The 18,287-nt window shown below is 65.1% G+C and carries 17 protein-coding genes; 14 read left to right on the top strand and 3 right to left on the bottom strand.

Features of this window, described 5'->3' with window-relative positions:
• Positions 1-7: 7 nt before the first annotated feature.
• Together ACK4S9_RS02090 and ACK4S9_RS02085 are read left to right on the top strand one after the other, a co-directional pair.
• On the top strand, positions 8-1,093 hold the full coding sequence (locus ACK4S9_RS02090) for an AI-2E family transporter (protein WP_409720807.1): 1,086 nt from the start codon (positions 8-10) through the stop codon (positions 1,091-1,093).
• Positions 1,094-1,158: 65 nt separating this feature from the next.
• Positions 1,159-1,506: a GFA family protein gene (locus ACK4S9_RS02085; protein ID WP_409720805.1), complete on the top strand. Its 348-nt coding sequence runs from the start codon at positions 1,159-1,161 to the stop codon at positions 1,504-1,506.
• A gap of 7 nt (positions 1,507-1,513) precedes the next feature.
• Here ACK4S9_RS02085 and ACK4S9_RS02080 read toward each other — a convergent pair whose 3' ends face one another.
• Genes ACK4S9_RS02080 through map form a run of 3 tightly spaced genes read right to left on the bottom strand, consistent with a single transcriptional unit; the run spans position 1,514 to position 5,758 of the window.
• A complete protein-coding gene (locus tag ACK4S9_RS02080) occupies positions 1,514-2,260 on the bottom strand; it encodes a pseudouridine synthase (protein ID WP_409720803.1) in 747 nt (248 codons plus the stop codon).
• Between the two features lie 43 nt (positions 2,261-2,303).
• Positions 2,304-4,907: a [protein-PII] uridylyltransferase gene (locus ACK4S9_RS02075; protein ID WP_409720801.1), complete on the bottom strand. Its 2,604-nt coding sequence runs from the start codon at positions 4,905-4,907 to the stop codon at positions 2,304-2,306.
• Between the two features lie 14 nt (positions 4,908-4,921).
• Positions 4,922-5,758, bottom strand: a complete 837-nt coding sequence (map, locus tag ACK4S9_RS02070; protein ID WP_409720799.1) for a type I methionyl aminopeptidase — start codon at positions 5,756-5,758, stop codon at positions 4,922-4,924.
• Positions 5,759-6,099: 341 nt separating this feature from the next.
• Here map and rpsB point away from each other — a divergent pair, with 341 nt between their 5' ends.
• The 12 genes from rpsB to fabZ all read left to right on the top strand — a co-directional run bounded on the left by rpsB (position 6,100) and on the right by fabZ (position 18,286).
• Positions 6,100-6,849 carry a 30S ribosomal protein S2 gene (gene rpsB, locus ACK4S9_RS02065; protein WP_409720797.1) on the top strand — a complete coding sequence of 250 codons (750 nt, stop codon included), beginning with the start codon at positions 6,100-6,102 and terminating at the stop codon, positions 6,847-6,849.
• 153 nt (positions 6,850-7,002) lie between these two features.
• The gene (gene tsf / locus ACK4S9_RS02060; RefSeq protein ID WP_409720795.1) at positions 7,003-7,908 is read left to right on the top strand and encodes a translation elongation factor Ts; all 906 of its coding nucleotides are present in this window, start codon (positions 7,003-7,005) and stop codon (positions 7,906-7,908) included.
• 165 nt (positions 7,909-8,073) lie between these two features.
• Positions 8,074-8,790, top strand: coding sequence for a UMP kinase (gene pyrH, locus ACK4S9_RS02055; RefSeq protein ID WP_027865306.1), 717 nt, complete (start codon positions 8,074-8,076; stop codon positions 8,788-8,790).
• A gap of 70 nt (positions 8,791-8,860) precedes the next feature.
• Positions 8,861-9,421 (top strand): ribosome recycling factor, encoded by a 561-nt coding sequence (frr, locus tag ACK4S9_RS02050; protein WP_281908407.1) that lies wholly within the window; start codon positions 8,861-8,863, stop codon positions 9,419-9,421.
• 102 nt (positions 9,422-9,523) lie between these two features.
• Entirely contained in the window at positions 9,524-10,276 is a 753-nt protein-coding gene (gene uppS / locus ACK4S9_RS02045) for a polyprenyl diphosphate synthase (RefSeq protein ID WP_409720792.1), read from the top strand.
• A 21-nt stretch (positions 10,277-10,297) separates the two neighbouring features.
• On the top strand, positions 10,298-11,128 hold the full coding sequence (locus ACK4S9_RS02040) for a phosphatidate cytidylyltransferase (protein ID WP_409720790.1): 831 nt from the start codon (positions 10,298-10,300) through the stop codon (positions 11,126-11,128).
• 31 nt (positions 11,129-11,159) lie between these two features.
• A complete protein-coding gene (gene ispC / locus ACK4S9_RS02035) occupies positions 11,160-12,335 on the top strand; it encodes a 1-deoxy-D-xylulose-5-phosphate reductoisomerase (RefSeq protein ID WP_409720788.1) in 1,176 nt (391 codons plus the stop codon).
• A gap of 4 nt (positions 12,336-12,339) precedes the next feature.
• Positions 12,340-13,680, top strand: a complete 1,341-nt coding sequence (gene rseP, locus ACK4S9_RS02030) for an RIP metalloprotease RseP (RefSeq protein ID WP_409720786.1) — start codon at positions 12,340-12,342, stop codon at positions 13,678-13,680.
• A gap of 76 nt (positions 13,681-13,756) precedes the next feature.
• Positions 13,757-16,093: an outer membrane protein assembly factor BamA gene (bamA, locus tag ACK4S9_RS02025; protein WP_409720784.1), complete on the top strand. Its 2,337-nt coding sequence runs from the start codon at positions 13,757-13,759 to the stop codon at positions 16,091-16,093.
• Positions 16,094-16,157: 64 nt separating this feature from the next.
• Positions 16,158-16,682: an OmpH family outer membrane protein gene (locus ACK4S9_RS02020; protein WP_409720782.1), complete on the top strand. Its 525-nt coding sequence runs from the start codon at positions 16,158-16,160 to the stop codon at positions 16,680-16,682.
• A 69-nt stretch (positions 16,683-16,751) separates the two neighbouring features.
• A complete protein-coding gene (gene lpxD, locus ACK4S9_RS02015; protein WP_409720780.1) occupies positions 16,752-17,801 on the top strand; it encodes a UDP-3-O-(3-hydroxymyristoyl)glucosamine N-acyltransferase in 1,050 nt (349 codons plus the stop codon).
• Entirely contained in the window at positions 17,798-18,286 is a 489-nt protein-coding gene (gene fabZ, locus ACK4S9_RS02010; RefSeq protein ID WP_409720778.1) for a 3-hydroxyacyl-ACP dehydratase FabZ, read from the top strand. The genes lpxD and fabZ overlap by 4 nt, the downstream gene beginning before the upstream one ends.
• Position 18,287 lies beyond the last annotated feature (1 nt).

Here is an 18,287-nt window from a genome sequence, read left to right as displayed (position 1 = left end):
GGCGCCCTTGGCTAGCACAGGCCGGCCGCCGCCGCGCGCGCCGACGCCGATCTACATCTCCCGCCGCACGCGCAACATGCTGGCCGCGACGGCATTCATCGCCTTCGCCGTGCTGCTCTGGCAGGTTCCGAGCCTGCTGGGCTTTGCCCTGGGCGGGGCCGCGCTGGCGATCGTGCTGTCGTTTCCGGCCCGCCTCCTGTCGCGCGTCATGCCCAGATGGCTCGCCATCCTGATCTCGTTCGTGCTTCTGGGCGTGCTGGCCATCACCGCCTTCATCGGTGTGCTGCCGATTCTGCTCGACCAGCTGGGCGCCTTGACCAATGCCATCCCCGCGATCGCCGAGCGCATCGACCGGCAGCTGCCCAGGCTGCTGGAGCGCTCCGGCGCGGCCGGCGTCATGCCGCTGCCGGTGAACGAGTTCGTCGAGAACGCCAAGGGCGAGTTGCTCGAGTTCATACAGAACCTGGCGCACCGCTTTCTCGGCGCGATCCTGCCCTTTGTCGCAGGCGCGGTCGGGGCCGCGGCCACCTTGTTTGGCATCGTGTTCATCGCGGCCTACCTGTTGGCCGACGCCCGAAAACTGTACCAGATGGTGCTGCATGCCTCGCCCCACCGTTACCGGAGAGACGTGCGCGCGCTGTGGAATGCGTTCAGCTTCACGCTGTCGCGCTATCTCGGCGGGCTCGCCATTTCGCTCTCGGTTCAGGGCGCCGTGTCGGCGGCCGCGCTCTATGTGCTGGGCGTGCCCTACGTCTTCCTGCTGGGCGCATGGGTCGCGCTGACCGCGCTGATCCCCTACCTCGGCGCCTGGCTGGGCGCGGTCCCGGCGGTGCTGCTTGCGCTGTCCATCTCGCTGCAGACGGCCGTGCTGACCGGCATCCTGTTCTTGCTCATACAATTAGCAGAAAGCAACCTCTTGACGCCGCAGTTGCAGGGCAAGGCCCTGGACGTGCACCCGGTGCTCGTGTTCCTGGCTGTCGTGCTGGGCGCCAACCTGGCTGGGCTCGCCGGCATCATCTTCGCGGTTCCGGTGCTGGCGGTGCTGCACGTCCTGCTGGAGTTCTTCCGCGCCCGCATCCATGTCACCGCGTGACGGACGGCGGCGCGGGGTATGGTAGGGTATGCCGGTTCGACCACGACACGACAAGGAGGCATGGGATGGTCTACGAAGGAAGCTGCCACTGCGGGCAAGTGGCATTCGAAGCGGAAGGCGAGATCGATGGCGCGCTGGCCTGCAACTGCTCGATCTGCAGGCGCAAAGGCTCGTTGCTGTGGTTCATCCCACGCGCGCACTTGCGTCTAAAGACGCCGGAGGAAGCGGCCAGCACCTACACGTTCAACCAGCACGTCATCAAGCACCGCTTCTGCCCGACCTGCGGCATCCATCCCTACGGGGAGGGCATCGATCCGAAGGGGAATGCGATGGCGGCCGTGAACCTGCGCTGTGTCGAGAACGTCGATCTGGACAGCATTCCCGTGCAGCACTACGACGGCCGTTCGCACTAGTGTTTCTTTAGAACTGCTCGTCGGGGCGCAGGTAACGCCACTGCCCCGGCGGCAGGTCGCCCAGTTTCACCCGGCCGATGCGCACCCGCTTGAGGCCGATCACCTTCAGGCCCACCATGTCGCACATGCGGCGGATCTGGCGCTTGCGGCCTTCCTTCAGGGTGAAGCTGAGCTGGTCCTCGTTCTGCCAGCGCACCTTGGCCGGCAGCAGCGGCTTGCCGTCCATCCACAGGCCGTGGTTGAGCTTTTTCAGGTCAGCGTCCGGCAGCGTGCCCGGTTTGGTGTACTGCACCCGCACCAGGTATTCCTTCTCGATCGAAGTGTCCTCGCCGATCAGCTGCTTGGCGATGCGGCCGTCCTGGGTCAGCACCAGCAAGCCCACCGAGTCGATGTCGAGGCGCCCGGCCGGCACCAGGCTGCGCAGCTGGGTCGGGTGGAACTGTTCCGGCGACGGGTCGTCCGGCCAGCGGTTTTCCGGCTTGACCAGGGTGACGGCCGGCTTGTAGCCGTCCTCGGCCTGGCCGCTGACGTAGCCGACCGGCTTGTTGATCAAGATGGTCACGCGCTTGGACTGCTCGGCCGCGGCCTGGCGCTCGACGGTGATTTTCTGGTGCGGCAGCACCTTGCTGCCCAGCTCCGAGACCACCTTGCCGTCCACGCGCACCCAGCCCTTGGCGATCCATTCATCGGCTTCGCGGCGTGAGGACAGGCCGAGTTCGGACATACGTTTGGACAGGCGGACAGGTTCGGTCATCGGGAAAACAGGATAAAAGGGAAAAAAATAAAGGAAAAAAAGCTCAGATCTTGAGCGCATCGAGCAGCTCGGTCTCGAGTTGCACCTGGCTGCGCGGGTTGTTCAGTGCCGGGCCATCGATGAGGAACACGTCCTCGACGCGCTCGCCCAGGGTCATGATCTTGGCGGTATGCAGGTTGATGCGGTAGCGGGTCAGCACATTGGCGATCGCATACAGCAGGCCGGGGCGGTCGTTGGCGGCCACCGACAGCACGTGGAACTGGCCGCGCTCGTCGGGTCTCAGGTCGACCATTGGCGTGACCGGGAACGTTCGCGACAGGCGCGACAGGCGCGACAGGCGCCCGCGGGTCGGCGGCGGCAGCGCTTCCTGGGCCAGCAGTAGCGCGCACAATTCGTGCTCGATCAGGCTGATGATGTCGCGGTAGCTGCCGGCGAAGCTTTCCTCGGTGACCAGGAAGGAGTCGAGCGCATAGCCGTGGCGCGTGGTGTGGATCTTGGCGTCCAGGATGCTGAAGTTCTTGCGCTCGAAATAGCTGCAGATGCGCGCGAACAGGTCGGGCTGGTCCTTGACGTACACCGCCACCTGCAGGCCTTCGCCGATCGGCGCCAGGCGCGCCTTCACCACCGGCTTGTCGTTGTCGACCTTGTCGTGCAGGGCGCGCGTCTGCCAGGCGATGTCGGAGGCGTCGTGGCGCAGGAAATACACCACGTCGAGCTGCTGCCACAAGGCCTCGTGGGCGGTGGCGGACAAGCCGTACAGGCGCAGCGTGGCCAGCGCTTCCTTCTGGCGCGCGCGCAATTCGCGGTCGGCGCTGTGCGGCTCGCCGCCCAGCACGCGCAGGGTCACCTTGTACAGGTCTTCGAGCAGCTTGGCCTTCCAGGCGTTCCAGACCTTCGGGCTGGTGCCGCGGATGTCGGCCACCGTGAGCAGGTAGAGCGCGGTCAGGTGGCGCTCGTCCTTCACCACGTTGGCGAAGGCCTGCACCACGTCCGGGTCCGACAAGTCCTGCTTCTGCGCCACCGTCGACATGGTCAGGTGCTGCTGCACCAGGAAGACCACCAGTTCGGTATCCGCTTCGGACAGGCCGTGCTCGCGGCAGAACGCCTGCGCGTCCTGCATTCCCAGCTCCGAATGGTCGCCGCCGCGGCCCTTGGCGATGTCGTGGAACAGGGCGGCCACGTAGAGCAGCCAGCGGTCGCGGAAATTGGCGATCAGCTGGCTGCAGAAGGGGTATTCGTGGGCGTGCTCGGGCATCGTGAAGCGGCGCAGGTTGCGCACTACCATCATGATGTGCTGGTCCACCGTATACACGTGGAACAGGTCGTGCTGCATCTGGCCGGTGATGCTGCGGAAGGCCGGCAGGTAGCGTCCCAGCACGCCCATGTCGTTCATGCGGCGCAGCGCATGCACCAGGCCGCTGGGCGCCTTCAGGATGCGCAGGAACAGGGCCTTGTTCAGCGGATCGGCGCGAAAACCCGCGTCGATCACGTTCCGGGCATGCCACAGTGCGCGCATGGTGCGCGCCGTCATGCCCTTGAGGTCGGGACGCTCGGTCATGGCGACGAAAATGCCGAGCACGGTCGAGGGGGCGCGCTCGAAGGTGTCGCTTGCGGCGATGTCGATGAAGCCGTTGACCTCCTTGAAGTGCTCCTTGAAGTCGCCGCCGATCGGCACCGCCGCGCTCGGGCGCGGGAACAGGTGGGCTTCGATGTTCTGCAGCATGATGGTGTTCATCTGGGTGACCACCTTGGCCGCCCAGTAGTAGCGCTGCATCAGGAATTCGCTGGCGCGGCGGCCATCCCGGTTTTCCAGGCCGAAGGTCTTGGCGATCGCGGTCTGGACGTCGAACACCAGGCGGTCTTCGCGGCGCCTGGTCTGCAGGTGCAGGCGCACCCGGATGTCCTTGAAGGCGTATTCCTTTTCCATCAGTTGCCGCGCCTCGGCGCGCGTGATCAGCTTGGCGCGCGCCATCTGGCTCCAGGACTCGGCCAGGCCGGCCGCCTTGGCCACCCACATGATCACCTGCAGGTCGCGCAGCGCGCCCGGGCTTTCCTTGACGTTGGGTTCGAGGGCGAAGGCGGTGTACTCGTACTTGGCGTGGCGCAGCCGCATCTCGGCGGTCTTGGCCTGGAAGAAGGCCTGCGGGTCGAGGGCCGCGCGGTGGCGCCGGCGCAGCTCGTCGAACAGGAGGACGTCGCCCGTGACCAGGCGCGCCTCCAGCAGGCTGGTCTGCACCGTGATGTCGGCGCTTGATTCGACCAGGCACTCGTCCACGGTGCGGATGCTGTGGCCGATTTCCAGCCCCAGGTCCCAGAACAGCTGCACCAGGCTTTCCAGCCTGGCCTGGGTGAGGGCGTCGGCCGGCTGCCCGAGCAGGATCAGGAGGTCGACGTCGGAATAGGGGAAGAGTTCGCCGCGGCCGTAGCCGCCCACGCCCACCAGCGCCGTATTCGCGGGCAGGCCGGCCGCGCTCCAGGCGATGCTCAAGATACCGTCGACGCAGTTGCGCAGGCCGCGCAGCAGCTTTTCCGGCTTGCCGTCGCGGTGGAAGGCGTCGATCAGGGCCTCGCGCTCGGCCTTGAGCTGGGCTTTCAGGCGTTGGCGCAGCTCGTCGCGCGAGCTGTCTTGGAGCGCGGACTGGCCCATGACGCTTGCCTGGCTCAGGCCGGGACGGCGGCGCCCTGGTTCAGCAGCGGCAGCACGATGGCGGGCGGCGGCGGGCTGCCGGCCGACATGGTCAGCACCTCGACGCCGGTCTCGGTGACCAGCACGGTGTGCTCCCACTGGGCCGACAGGCTGCGGTCCTTGGTCTTGATGGTCCAGCCGTCGGGCATTTCGCGGATCTCGCGGCGGCCGGCATTGATCATCGGCTCGATGGTGAAGATCATGCCGGGGACCAGCTCTTCGCCGGTGCCGGGGCGGCCGTAGTGCAGCACCTGCGGCTCCTCGTGGAACACGCGGCCGACGCCGTGGCCGCAGAATTCGCGCACCACGCTGTAGCCGTGCTTCTCGGCGTGCTGCTGGATCGCGAAGCCGATGTCGCCCAGGCGGTTGCCCGGCTTGACCTTGGCGATGCCCAGCCACATGCACTCGAAAGTGACTTCGGACAGGCGCTTGGCCAGGATCGAGGGCTCGCCGACCAGGAACATGCGGCTGTTGTCGCCGTGGAAGCCTTCCTTGGTGACCGGGGTGATGTCGATGTTCAGCGCGTCGCCGCTCTTGAGCACGCGCTCGCCCGGGATGCCGTGGCAGATGACGTCGTTGACCGAGGCGCAGATCGAGCCGGGGAAGGGCGGGTAGCCCGGCGGCGCGTAGTTCAGGGTGGCCGGGACGGTGCCCTGCACGTTGATCATGTAGTCCTTGGCCAACCGGTCCAGTTCGCCGGTGGTGACGCCGGGTTTGACGAAGGGCGTGATGTAGTCGAGCACTTCCGAGCCGAGCCGGCAGGCGACGCGCATGCCTTCGATTTCTTCCGGGGTCTTGGGGATGGAGGCCATGTTCTTTATCCTGCAAATGTAAGTTATTGCGTCATTATAAGGGTTTCGTAGGGTGGGCGGCTATGCCGCCCACGCGTTCAACTACCGCCGGCACGGCCGCGACGGATGAAAGCTGCAGCTATCGCCGCGCGGGCGGGAGACCCGCTCACCCTACCGAAAACCGTTCCGTTTCCGTATGCGCGCTTGAAATACGGACCAAATCCCGCTAGAATCTCGGGTTGCTCGTATTCGCATCGAGCAATGTTGTAAAAATCATCTTTTAAATGAAATCGCGAACGTGGCCGCCAAAGGGTGCCTGCTAGGTGACTGGCTACGTTCAAGACCCAACCCTGGAGAATTACATGTCCGTTACTATGCGCGAAATGCTGGAAGCCGGTATCCACTTCGGCCACCAGACCCGTTTCTGGAACCCGAAAATGGCACCGTTCATCTTCGGTCATCGCAACAAGATCCACATCATCAACCTGGAAAAGACCATGGCGATGTACCAGGATGCGATGAAGACCATCAAGCAGATCTCGGCCAACCGCGGCACCATCCTGATGGTCGGCACCAAGCGTCAGGCCCGCGACATCATCGCCGCCGAAGCGCAGCGCGCTGGCGTGCCTTACGTCGACCAGCGCTGGCTGGGCGGCATGCTGACCAACTTCAAGACCATCAAGACCTCGATCAAGCGCCTGAAGGACATGGAAGCGGCGATCGAATCGGGCGAAGCCGAGAAGATGTCGAAGAAGGAAGCGCTGATGTTCTCGCGCGAACTGGTCAAGCTGCAGAAGTCGATCGGCGGCATCAAGGAGCTGGGCGGCGTGCCTGACGCGATCTTCGTCGTCGACGTAGGCTACCACAAGGGCGCCATCACCGAAGCCGGCAAGCTGGGCATCCCGGTCATCGGCGTGGTCGATACCAACCACTCGCCGGAAGGCGTCACCCACGTGATCCCGGGTAACGACGACTCGTCGAAGGCGATCACCCTGTACGCACGCGGCGTCGCCGATGCGATCCTGGAAGGCCGCGCCAACGCCACCAACGAAGTCGTCGAGATGGTCAAGGCCGCTGGCGACGACTTCGTCGAAGTTTCCGAGCAGGCATAATGCGGGGCAGGTGAGACCTGCCTGAGTAGCGAAGGGGCGCCGAGCCATAGCACGAGCGCCCCTTTTTTTAAGCACGACGCTTAGCAATAAATTATCGTCCGGATGTCCGTGGGACATCTGGGCCTCTACATCAAATATTTGGGAGAATTCAACATGGCAGCTATTACCGCAGCGATGGTTGGTGAACTGCGCGCGAAGACCGACGCGCCGATGATGGAATGCAAGAAGGCACTGACCGAAGCCGAAGGCGACATGGTGCGTGCCGAAGAGATCCTGCGCGTCAAGCTGGGCGGCAAGGCATCGAAGGCAGCATCGCGTATCACCGCCGAAGGCGTGGTCGCCGCTTACATCTCCGGCAACATCGGCGCGCTGGTGGAAATCAACAGCGAAACCGACTTCGTCGCCAAGAACGACGACTTCCTGGCCATGGCCAACCTGGCAGCCCGCCTGGTCGCCGAGCAGAACCCGGCCGACGTCGCCGCCCTGGCAGCCTTGCCGCACGAAGGCAAGACCTTCGACGACGTGCGTACGGCACTGATCGGTAAAATCGGCGAGAATATGACCGTTCGCCGCTTCCAGCGCTTCGAAACCACCGCCAAGCTGGCTTCCTACCTGCACGGCGCCCGTATCGGCGTGATGGTCGAGTTCGAGGGCGACGACCAGGTCGGCAAGGACGTGGCCATGCACATCGCCGCGATGAAGCCGGTCTCGCTGTCGGCAGAGCAAGTGCCGGCCGAACTGATCGAGAAAGAGCGTTCGGTTGCCCAGCTGAAAGCCCAGGAAGACGCCGACAAGGCCGTCGCCGAAGGCAAGCAGCCGCAGTCGGCCGAGATCGTCGCCAAGCGTATCGACGGTTCGGTGCAGAAGTACCTGAAGGAAGTCTCGCTGCTGAACCAGGCGTTCGTGAAGAACGACAAGCAGTCGATCGAGCAGTACCTGAAGGCCTCGAACGCCAGCGTGAAGGCATTCACGATGTATGTCGTCGGCGAAGGCATCGAGAAGAAGGTGGACGACTTCGCAGCAGAAGTCGCAGCCCAGATGGCTGCCAACAAGCAGTAATCAACAAAGCGGGCCGTAAGGCCCGTTTTTGTAGGGTAGTGCCGCGCGCGTCGGTAGGTAGGGCGCGGCCAGCCCGGACCGCCATCTGTGCTTGCAGATGAGATCGCCGGCCACGAACCGGCGGTCGGACCCGAATTCGAAACACAACATAGGAGCCGCTTCATCATGACAAAACCAGCCTACCAACGAGTCCTCCTCAAACTGTCTGGCGAAGCGCTGATGGGTGACGACCAGTTCGGCATCAACCGCGCAACCATCGACCGCATGGTGGCCGACGTGGCGGAAGTGGCGAAGCTGGGCGTGCAGGTGGCGGTCGTGATCGGCGGCGGCAACATCTTCCGCGGCGTGGCCCCGGGCGCCCAGGGCATGGACCGCGCCACCGCGGACTACATGGGCATGCTCGCCACCGTCATGAATGCCCTGGCCCTGGCCGATTCGATGCGTCACGTGGGCATCACCGCGCGCGTGATGTCGGCGATCAGCATCGAGCAGGTGGTCGAGCCCTACGTGCGCCCGAAGGCCCTGCAGTATCTGGAAGAGGGCAAGGTCGTCGTGTTCGCCGCCGGCACCGGCAACCCCTTCTTCACCACCGATACCGCGGCGGCCCTGCGCGGCGCCGAGATCTCGGCCGAGATCGTGCTCAAGGCCACCAAGGTCGACGGCGTCTACACCGCCGATCCGAAGAAGGACCCGAGCGCCACCCGCTACAATTCGATCTCCTTCGACGAGGCGATCGCCAAGAACCTGCAGGTGATGGACGCTACCGCGTTCGCACTGTGCCGCGACCAGAAGCTGCCGATCAAGGTCTTCTCCATCGTCAAGCCCGGCGCGATGAAAGCCGTGATCATGGGCGAAGACGAGGGTACACTGGTACACGTTTGAGTTTAGTAAATCTCGAGATTCCCGTTTATCGAGAATCTCGCATCAACATCCAAAAGAACAGGAGTGCAGCATGTCCTTAGCTGACGTGAAGAAGAACGCGCAGGAGCGCATGACCAAGTCCATCGAGACCCTGAGGGCCAACCTGGCCAAGGTCCGTACCGGCCGCGCCCATGCCGGCATCCTCGATTCCGTGATGGTCGAGTACTACGGCTCGCCGGTCCCGCTGTCGCAGGTCGCCAACCTGACCCTGATCGACGCCCGCACCATCGGCGTGGCGCCTTTCGAAAAGAAAATGGCGAGCACCATCGAAAAGGCGATCCGCGACTCCGACCTGGGCCTGAACCCGTCGTCGCAGGGCGATATGATCCGCGTGCCGACCCCGCCGCTGACCGAAGAGCGCCGCAAGGAAATGGTCAAGCTGACCAAGTCGGAAGGCGAAGACGCCAAGATCGCCGTGCGCAACATCCGCCGCGATGCCAACGAAGCCGTTAAAAAAATGGTCAAGGACAAGACCGCTTCGGAAGACGACGAGCGCCGTTCGAACGACGACATCCAGAAGCTGACCGACAAGTTCGTTGCCGAGATCGACAAGCTGCTGGCCGACAAAGAAAAAGACATCATGACGGTGTGATTGGGCCTTGGGGGCGCTTCGCGCTCCGCGCCCAGGCGGACCGGTCCCGGCTTCGATGCCGCGGCCGGTCCGACTCCCTTTAAGACCCAGCTGGAAGCAAAGATGTTCAAAAGTTCGACCACTGCCATTCCCGAAGCGCCGAAGGTGCCGCGCCATATCGCCATCATCATGGATGGCAATGGACGCTGGGCCACCAAACGCCTGCTGCCGCGTGTAGCCGGCCACGTCAAGGGCGTGGAGGCGGTGCGCGGCGTCGTCGAGCACTGCGTCGAGCGCGGCGTCGAATACCTGACGCTGTTCGCCTTTTCGTCGGAAAACTGGCGCCGTCCGGCCGAGGAGGTCTCGCTCCTGATGCGCCTGTTCGTCACCGCGCTCGAGCGCGAAGTGGCGAAGATGCATGCCAATAACATCCGACTGAAGGTCGTGGGCGACCTGAGCCGTTTCGACGCCAAGCTGCAGGAAATGATCTCGGCGGCGGAACGCCGCACCGCCAACAATACCCGCCTCACGGTCAGCGTCTGCGCCAATTACGGCGGCCGCTGGGATATCATGCAGGCAACCGGCAAGATGGTGGCGGCCAACCCGGGCGTGCTCGACTTCACCGAAGAAATGCTGGCCCCGCACCTGGCCATGGCCTATGCGCCCGAGCCCGACCTGTTCATCCGTACCGGCGGCGAGGAGCGCATCTCGAACTTCCTGCTGTGGCAGTTGGCATATTCCGAACTGTACTTTACCAAGACCTTCTGGCCCGATTTTTCCAAGGCCTCGCTGGACGAAGCGATCGACTCCTTCCAGCAGCGCGAGCGCCGCTTCGGCCAGACCGGCGACCAGGTCGCGCAGAAGTCCAAGGTTTAAGACCCGAAGCCCATATCGACAATGCTGAAAACCCGGATCATCACCGCGCTCGCACTCCTGGCAGTCCTGCTGCCGGTTCTGTACTTCAACAACACCACGGCATTCGCGGTGGTCGCCTCGCTCTTCTTCGGGGCGGCGATCTGGGAAACCTTCCGCCTGTTCAACCCCGAGACCGGCAAGGCGCCGCTCATCGCCGCCTTCTGGACCGCGGCCTTCGTCTACGCTTTCTTCGTATCGCCGACCCCGAACCCGGTGTTCTGGTTCGCGATCAGCGTGCTGGTGTGGGCGCTGCGCTTCGCGCCCTCGCTCAAGCTCGGCCTGCCGCCGCTGAACAGCAGCGCCAACACCTTCCTCAGCCTGGTGTATGCGATCGCCGTGGTCGGCTGCTTCGCGGCCATCGTCGAGATGTTCCGCCTGTCGCCGCTCTACCTGCTGTCGGTGATGGCCATCGTGTGGGCCGCCGACATCTTCGCCTACATCTCGGGCAAGGCCTTCGGCAGGCGCAAGCTGGCGCCCTCGATCTCGCCAGGCAAGTCCTGGGAAGGCGCGATCGGTGGCTGCATCGCGGTGCTGGTGCTGGCGACCCTGAGCATCGTGCTCGGCGGCGACGCCATGGCCGGCACCTTCGCCGCGCAAGTGCAGGCCAGCCTCGGCTGGGCCGCGCTGTACGTGGTACTCATCCTCATCGTCGCCGCCAGCGTGGTCGGCGACCTGTTCGAATCCCAGCTCAAGCGCCGCGCCGGCATGAAGGACAGCAGCAACCTGCTGCCCGGCCACGGCGGAGTGCTGGACCGCGTGGACGCGCTCGTCCCGGTCCTGCCCCTGGCGGCCCTGATCGGCTCCCGGCTGTAGCAGCGCTCTGGCAGCAATAAAGGAATTCCCCATGCAGCGCATTACCATCCTGGGCGCCACCGGCTCGATCGGTGCCTCGACGCTCGACGTACTCGCCCGCCACCCGGACCGCTACCGCGTCCATGCGCTGACCGCGCATGGACGCGTGGAAGAACTGGCCGACGCCTGCCGCCGCTTCAAGCCGGCGCGCGCGGTGGTCGGCACGCTTGAGGCCGCCCAGCGCCTGGCGCAATTGCTGGCGGGCCTGGACATCCAGGTCGACCACGGCGAGCAGGCCCTGTGCGAGGTCGCTTCCAGTCCCGACACCGATACCGTGATGGCCGCCATCGTCGGCGCCGCCGGCCTGGCGCCGACGCTTGCCGCCGCGCGCGCCGGCAAGAAGGTCCTGCTGGCCAACAAGGAAGCCCTGGTCATGTCCGGCCAGCTGTTCATGGACGCGGTGCGCGAGCACCACGCGACCCTGCTGCCGATCGATAGCGAGCACAATGCGATCTTCCAGTCCCTGCCGGCTGGCTACGCGCGCGATCCGCAGGCGGCCGGCGTGGCCAAGATCCTGTTGACGGCATCCGGCGGCCCCTTCCTGCAGCGCGCCGTCGAGACGCTCGAAGCGGTCACGCCCGAGGAGGCCTGCAAGCACCCGAACTGGGTCATGGGCCGCAAGATCTCGGTCGATTCGGCCACCATGATGAACAAGGGCCTGGAAGTGATCGAGGCCCACTGGCTGTTCGGCGCGGAAGCAAGCCTGATCGAGGTCGTGATCCACCCGCAAAGCGTGATCCACTCGATGGTGTCCTACACCGACGGCTCGGTGCTGGCCCAGCTCGGCAACCCCGACATGCGCACCCCGATCGCCCACGCGCTGGCCTTCCCGGAGCGTATCGCCTCGGGCGTGCCCCAGCTCGACCTGACCGCGATGGCCGCGCTGCAGTTCCACCGGCCCGACTTCGAGCGCTTCCCCTGCCTGGCGCTCGCGTTCGACGCGCTGCGCGCGGGCGGCACGGCGCCGGCCCTGCTCAATGCCGCCAACGAAGTGGCGGTGCAGGCCTTCCTCGAGCGCGAGATCGGTTTCCGCGACATCGACCGCGTGATCGCCCAGGTCATGGACGCGGTGCCGCACGGCCCGGCGCCCTCGATCGAGGCGGTGCTGGCCCAGGATGCGCGCGCCCGCGCGGCTGCCGGGTCCGTGATCGCAGGCCTGCGGGGCTAATGCCATGAGCCTGATCTATACCATCCTGGCATTTGCCCTGGCCCTCGGGCCGCTGATCGTCCTGCACGAACTCGGCCACTACCTGGTGGCGCGCGCCTGCGGCGTCAAGGTGCTGCGCTTCTCGATCGGCATGGGACGCGTGGTGTGGTCGCGCCGTTTCGGCGCCGACCAGACCGAGTGGGCGATCTCGGCCCTGCCGCTGGGCGGCTACGTCAAGATGCTCGACTCGCGCGACCCGGAGACGGCGCCGAAGGACGAATCGGAGCTGCACCGCGAGTTCACCCGCCAGAGCGTGTGGCGCCGCATCGCCATCGTGGCGGCCGGCCCGCTGGCCAACTTCCTGGTGGCGATCGGCCTGATGGCGGTGCTGTTCATGCACGGCGTCGAGGAACCGTCGGCGCGCCTGCGCGCCGCGCCCCAGGGCACGGCGGCGCAGCTGGCCGGGGTGCGCGGCGGCGACACCGTGGTGGCGGTGAACGGCAACCCGGTCCAGTCCTGGGCCGAGTTGCGCTGGCAGATCATCCACGCCACCGTGGATAAAACGGACGCGCGCCTCGAGCTGCGCGCCCAGGGCGGCGGCAGCTATCACGCCACCATTCCCGCCGAACGCATTGCGCAGCTCGATGTCGAAGGCGACGTCACCGAGGCGCTGGGCCTGGACCTGTGGCGCGCCCGCGCCCGCATCGAGAAGGTGCTGCCGGGCGGGGCGGGCGAGCGCGCCGGCCTGCAGGCCGGCGACCTGGTGCTGCGCGCCGACGGCAAGGCGGTCGAGGACGGCATGGCCTTCACCGAGACCATGCGCGCAGCCGCAGGGCGCACCGTGCAGCTCGAAGTCGAGCGGGCAGGGCGCGTGGTGGCGCTGGCCGTCACGCCGGAAAAGGACGCGGCGAGCGGGCGCGGCGTGGCCAAGGTGATGCTGTCGCAGCCGGTCGAGATGGTGACCGTGCATTCGGGTCCCTTCGAGGCGATTGCCAAGGGCGCCGAGCGGACCTGGGAAACCAGCGTCATGACGATCAAGATGATCGGCAAGATGATTACCGGGGAAGCCTCGTGGAAGAACGTCACCGGCCCGATCACCATCGCCGATTACGCCGGGCAGACCGCGCGCATCGGCCTGGCCACCTATTTGCAGTTCATCGCATTTATTAGTATTAGCTTAGGCGTAATGAATTTGTTACCAATTCCGGTTCTGGATGGTGGCCATTTACTGTATTATTCGCTGGAAGTTTTGACCGGGCGTCCCCTTCCTGCGCGCGTTGGAGAATATGCGCAGCGCTTCGGGGTCGGCCTGCTGTTCATGCTGATGGCGCTCGCCGTCTTCAATGACCTGGTGCGGTTGCTTTAGCGGTGCCCAAGCAGGGGCCGCGCACCGGTAAAAACAATAGTTACGTTGTCCAATGACTGACCCTTTGATCCAGCCAATGAATTCACAACCTGATCGTTTTGCCCTGCCGTTCATCCGTCGCAGCATGATTGGCGCTGCCGTGCTGGCTCTGTGCGCCGGCAATGCCCTTGCCGCCAACCCGTTCGTGGTCAAGGACATCCGGGTCGAAGGCATCCAGCGTACGGAAGCGGGCACCGTGTTCAGCTACCTGCCGGTGCGCGTGGGCGAGACCATGGACGATGCCCGTGCGACGGTCGCCATCAAGGCGCTGTTCGCGACCGGCTTCTTCAAGGACGTCCGCCTGGAAGAGGAAAACGGCGTGCTGGTGGTGCTGGTCGAGGAACGCCCGGCGATCTCCTCGGTCGATTTCACCGGCACCAAGGAATTCGAGAAGGACATGCTGGTCAAGGCGCTGGGCGAGATCGGCGTCGGCGAGACCAAGATCTTCGACAAGGCGGCCGTGGACCGCGCCGAGCAGGAACTCAAGCGCCAGTACCTGTCGCACGGCCTGTACGGCGTGAAGATCACCACCACCGTCACCCCGATCGAACGCAACCGCGTGACGATCATGTTCAACGTCGACGAAGGCGACGTGGCGAAGATCCGCCAGATCAACTTCGTCGGCAACAAGGCCTTCAGCGACAAGCAGCTGCGCGAAGTGCTGCAGCTGTCCAAGTCGGGCTGGTTCACCTGGTACTCGAAGGCCGACCAGTACTCCAAGCAGAAGCTGACCGGCGACCTGGAGGCGATCAAGTCCCTGTACCTGAACAACGGCTACCTGGAAGCCAACGTCGAATCGACCCAGGTCTCGATCACCCCGGACAAGCGCGACATCTACCTGACCATCAACATCACCGAAGGTGAGCAGTACACCGTCTCGGGCGTGAAACTCGAAGGCGAAATGTTCGGCCGCGAGGAGGAGTTGAGCAAGCTGATCCTGCTCCAGCCGGGCAAGACCTACTCGGGCGACCTGATGGAAGCGACCAACAAGCTGATCTCGGACCGCCTCGGCTCCTTCGGCTACGCCTTCGCCAACGTCACCGCCAACCCGGAAATCAACCGCGAGAAGCGCGAAGCACGCTTCACCTTCTTCATCGATCCGGGCAAGCGCGCCTACGTGCGCCACATGAACATCTCGGGCAACACGGTCACCCGCGACGAAGTCATCCGCCGCGAGTTCCGCCAGTTCGAAAGCTCCTGGTACGACGCCAACCGCGTCAAGCTCTCGCGCGACCGGGTCGACCGCCTCGGCTACTTCAAGGACGTGAAGGTCGAGACCCCGGAGTCGCCGGGCACCACCGACCAGGTGGACGTCAACCTGGTGGTCGAAGAGAAACCGACCGGTAACTTCATGATCGGCGGCGCCTTCTCGCAGTCGGAGAAGTTCACCTTCACCGCCTCGATCTCGCAGGCCAACTTCGCGGGCTCGGGCAACACCATCGGCCTGGAGCTCAACACCAGCAAGTACAACCGGACGATCGCGTTCTCGCAGACCAATCCGTACTTCACCGACGACGGCATCTCGCGCTCGTTCCAGCTCTACCTGCGCACCATGCGTCCGCCGGCGCTCAACCTCGGCCTGTACACGGTGCGCCAGACCGGCGGCACCATGACCTTCGGCGTGCCGTTCTCGGAAAACGACACCGTGTTCTTCGGCGCCGGCCTGGAACGCACCCAGATCGAGACCGACCCGACTTCGCCTTCGCTGTACAAGACCTTCGTGGAGCAGAACGGCGGCCCGGTCGGCGGCGTCGGCAAGGCCCAGACCAACGCCATCCCGCTGACCGCGGCCTGGGGCCGCGACACCCGCGACAGCGCGGTGACGCCGACCCGCGGCCGCTACCAGCGCGCCAACTTCGAGATCGACGCCCTGGGCGACGCCAAGTACTACCGCCTGGTGTACGAGCACCAGTGGTGGCGCCCGATCACGCGCTGGATGACCCTGGCGCTGCGCGGCGAGTTCGACTACGGCAAGGGCATCGGCGGCAGCGCCTACCCGGTGTTCAAGAACTTCTACGCCGGCGGCATCGGTTCGGTGCGCGGCTACGAAAGCTCCTCGCTGGGCGTGGTCGACCCCACCTGGTACGACGCGGTGGGCGGCTCCAAGCGCCTGATCGCCAACGCCGAGCTGCAATTCCCGTTCCCGGGCAGCGGCAAGGACCGCAGCCTGCGCTGGTTCACCTTCATCGACGGCGGCCAGGTCTACCAGGAGGAAGAGAAGATGCGCCTCGACCGGATGCGCTTCTCGGCGGGTATCGGCCTGTCGTGGATTTCCCCGGTCGGCCCGCTGAAGTTGAGTTATGCTAAGCCTTTGAACGCTTTGCCTGGCGACCGACTGGAACGCTTCCAGTTCCAGATGGGCACCGGCTTCTGACCGGCCGGAACGGGGCCGGCAGGCGGGCCCAGCCCTGGGCGGCCCCCCGATTTTACGGAGAGAGATGTTGAATATGCTGAAAGCCACGTTGCCCCGGCCCTTGCTCCGGACACTGCTCTTGGCCGCGCTGTGCGCAGCGCCGCTGGCCCAGGCCCAGAGCACCGGCCGGATCGGATTCGTCGCCACCGAGCGCCTGATGAGCGAATCGAAGATGGCGAAGACGGCCGACGCCCGCATCCAGGCCGAATTCTCGAAGCGCCAGAAGGTGGTCGAGGAAACCGTCACCAAGCTCAAGCAGATGTCGGAAAAGTTCGACAGCGAGGCGGCCGGCCTGGGCGACGTGGAGCGCACCCGGCGCGCGCGCGAGTTGCTGAACATGGAAAAGGACGTGCAGCGCATGCAGCGCGAGTTCCAGGAAGACCTCATGCAGCGCAAGAACGAAGAGCGCGCCGCCATCGCGACGCGTGCCTACAAGATCATCGAGCAGGTCGCCGAGCAGGAGCGCCTGGACGCCGTGCTGGCCGAGGCCGCCTGGTCGAGCCCGCGCATCGACATCACCGACAAGATCCTGAAGCTGCTGGACAAGTAAGCGACCGGCGGCTTCCCGGACCAGATAGTAAAGACGTATCACATTTTGACTGACACCCGACATCCTGACATGGGCATTCGACTTCGAGACCTGGTCGAGCGCTTCGGCGGACAGCTCGTCGGCGACCCGGACATCACCGTCTCGGCCATCGCGCCGCTCGACAGCGCGGGCGCCTCGCACATCAGCTTCCTCAGCAACAGCAAGCTGCGCGCCCTGGCTGCGCAAAGCCAGGCCGCGGCGCTGATCCTGTCCCCGCTCGACGACCCGACGGTCGCCGCGACCTACGAGGGCGCGCGCATCGTCACCACCAATCCGTACGCCTACTTCGCCCGCGCCGCGCAATACTTCGTGTCGCTCTCCGAGAAGCCGAAGGCGCCCGGCATCGACCCGAGCGCCGTGGTCTCGCCGGATGCGATCGTCGATCCGACCGCCCACGTCGGCCCGCACGTGACCATCGAAGCGGGCGCCGTGATCGGCGCGCACGCGGTGATCGACGCCGGCTGCTTCATCGGCGCGGATGCCCGCATCGGCGAGGGCACCCACCTGTTCGCCAACGCCAGCTTCCACGCGCGTTGCAGCATTGGCGCGCGCGGCGTCATCCATTCCGGCGCCGTGATCGGCGGCGACGGTTTCGGCTTCGCGGTCGAAGCCGGCAAGTACATCAAGATCCCGCAGACCGGCGCCGTCGTCATCGGCGACGATGTCGACATCGGCGCCAACACCACGATCGACCGCGGCGCCCTGGCCGACACCGTCATCGAGGACGGGGTCAAGCTGGACAACCAGATCCAGATCGGCCACAACTGCCATATCGGCGCGAATACCGCCATGGCCGGCTGCGTCGGCGTGGCCGGCAGCGCGAAAATCGGCAAGGGCTGCACCTTCGGCGGCGCCGCCATGGTGCTGGGCCACCTGGAAATCGCCGACAACGTCCATATCTCCTCGGGCAGCATGGTGTCGCGCTCGGTGCTCGAGCCGGGCCAGTACACGGGCTTCTACCCGCTGGCCAAGAACGCCGAGTGGGAGCGCAGCGCGGCCATCGTGCGCAACCTGGCCTCGATGCGCGAGAAGATCCGTACGCTCGAAAAAACCATCAAAACACTGACAGAACAAAAATGACCACCGAAGTCCAGACCACTGCTGAAATCAAGACCCTCGACATCAACGCGATCAAGGAATACCTGCCGCACCGCTATCCGCTGCTGCTGGTCGACCGCGTGCTGGACGTCGAGCTGGGCAAGCGCATCACCGCCATCAAGAACGTCACCGTCAACGAGGAATTCTTCAACGGCCACTTCCCGCACAAGCCGGTGATGCCGGGCGTCCTGATGATCGAAGCGATGGCGCAGACCGCCGCGATCCTGTCCTTCATGACCATGAACGTCAAGCCGGACGAGAATTCGGTGGTGTACTTCGTGGGCATCGACAACGCGCGCTTCAAGCGTCCGGTCGAGCCGGGCGACCAGCTCAAGATGGAAGTCGAGATCCTGCGCGTGTCGCGCGGCATCTGGAAGTACAAGGCCGTCGCCAGCGTGGACGGCAAGGTCGCGGTCGAGGGTGAACTGATGTGCACCATCCGCGCCAACGAAGCCGCAGGACAGTAAT

The sequence above is a fragment of the Massilia sp. genome (assembly GCF_046293535.1).
Classification (GTDB): Bacteria; Pseudomonadota; Gammaproteobacteria; order Burkholderiales; family Burkholderiaceae_D; genus Telluria.
This window is presented reverse-complemented; position numbering and strand designations above follow the sequence as displayed.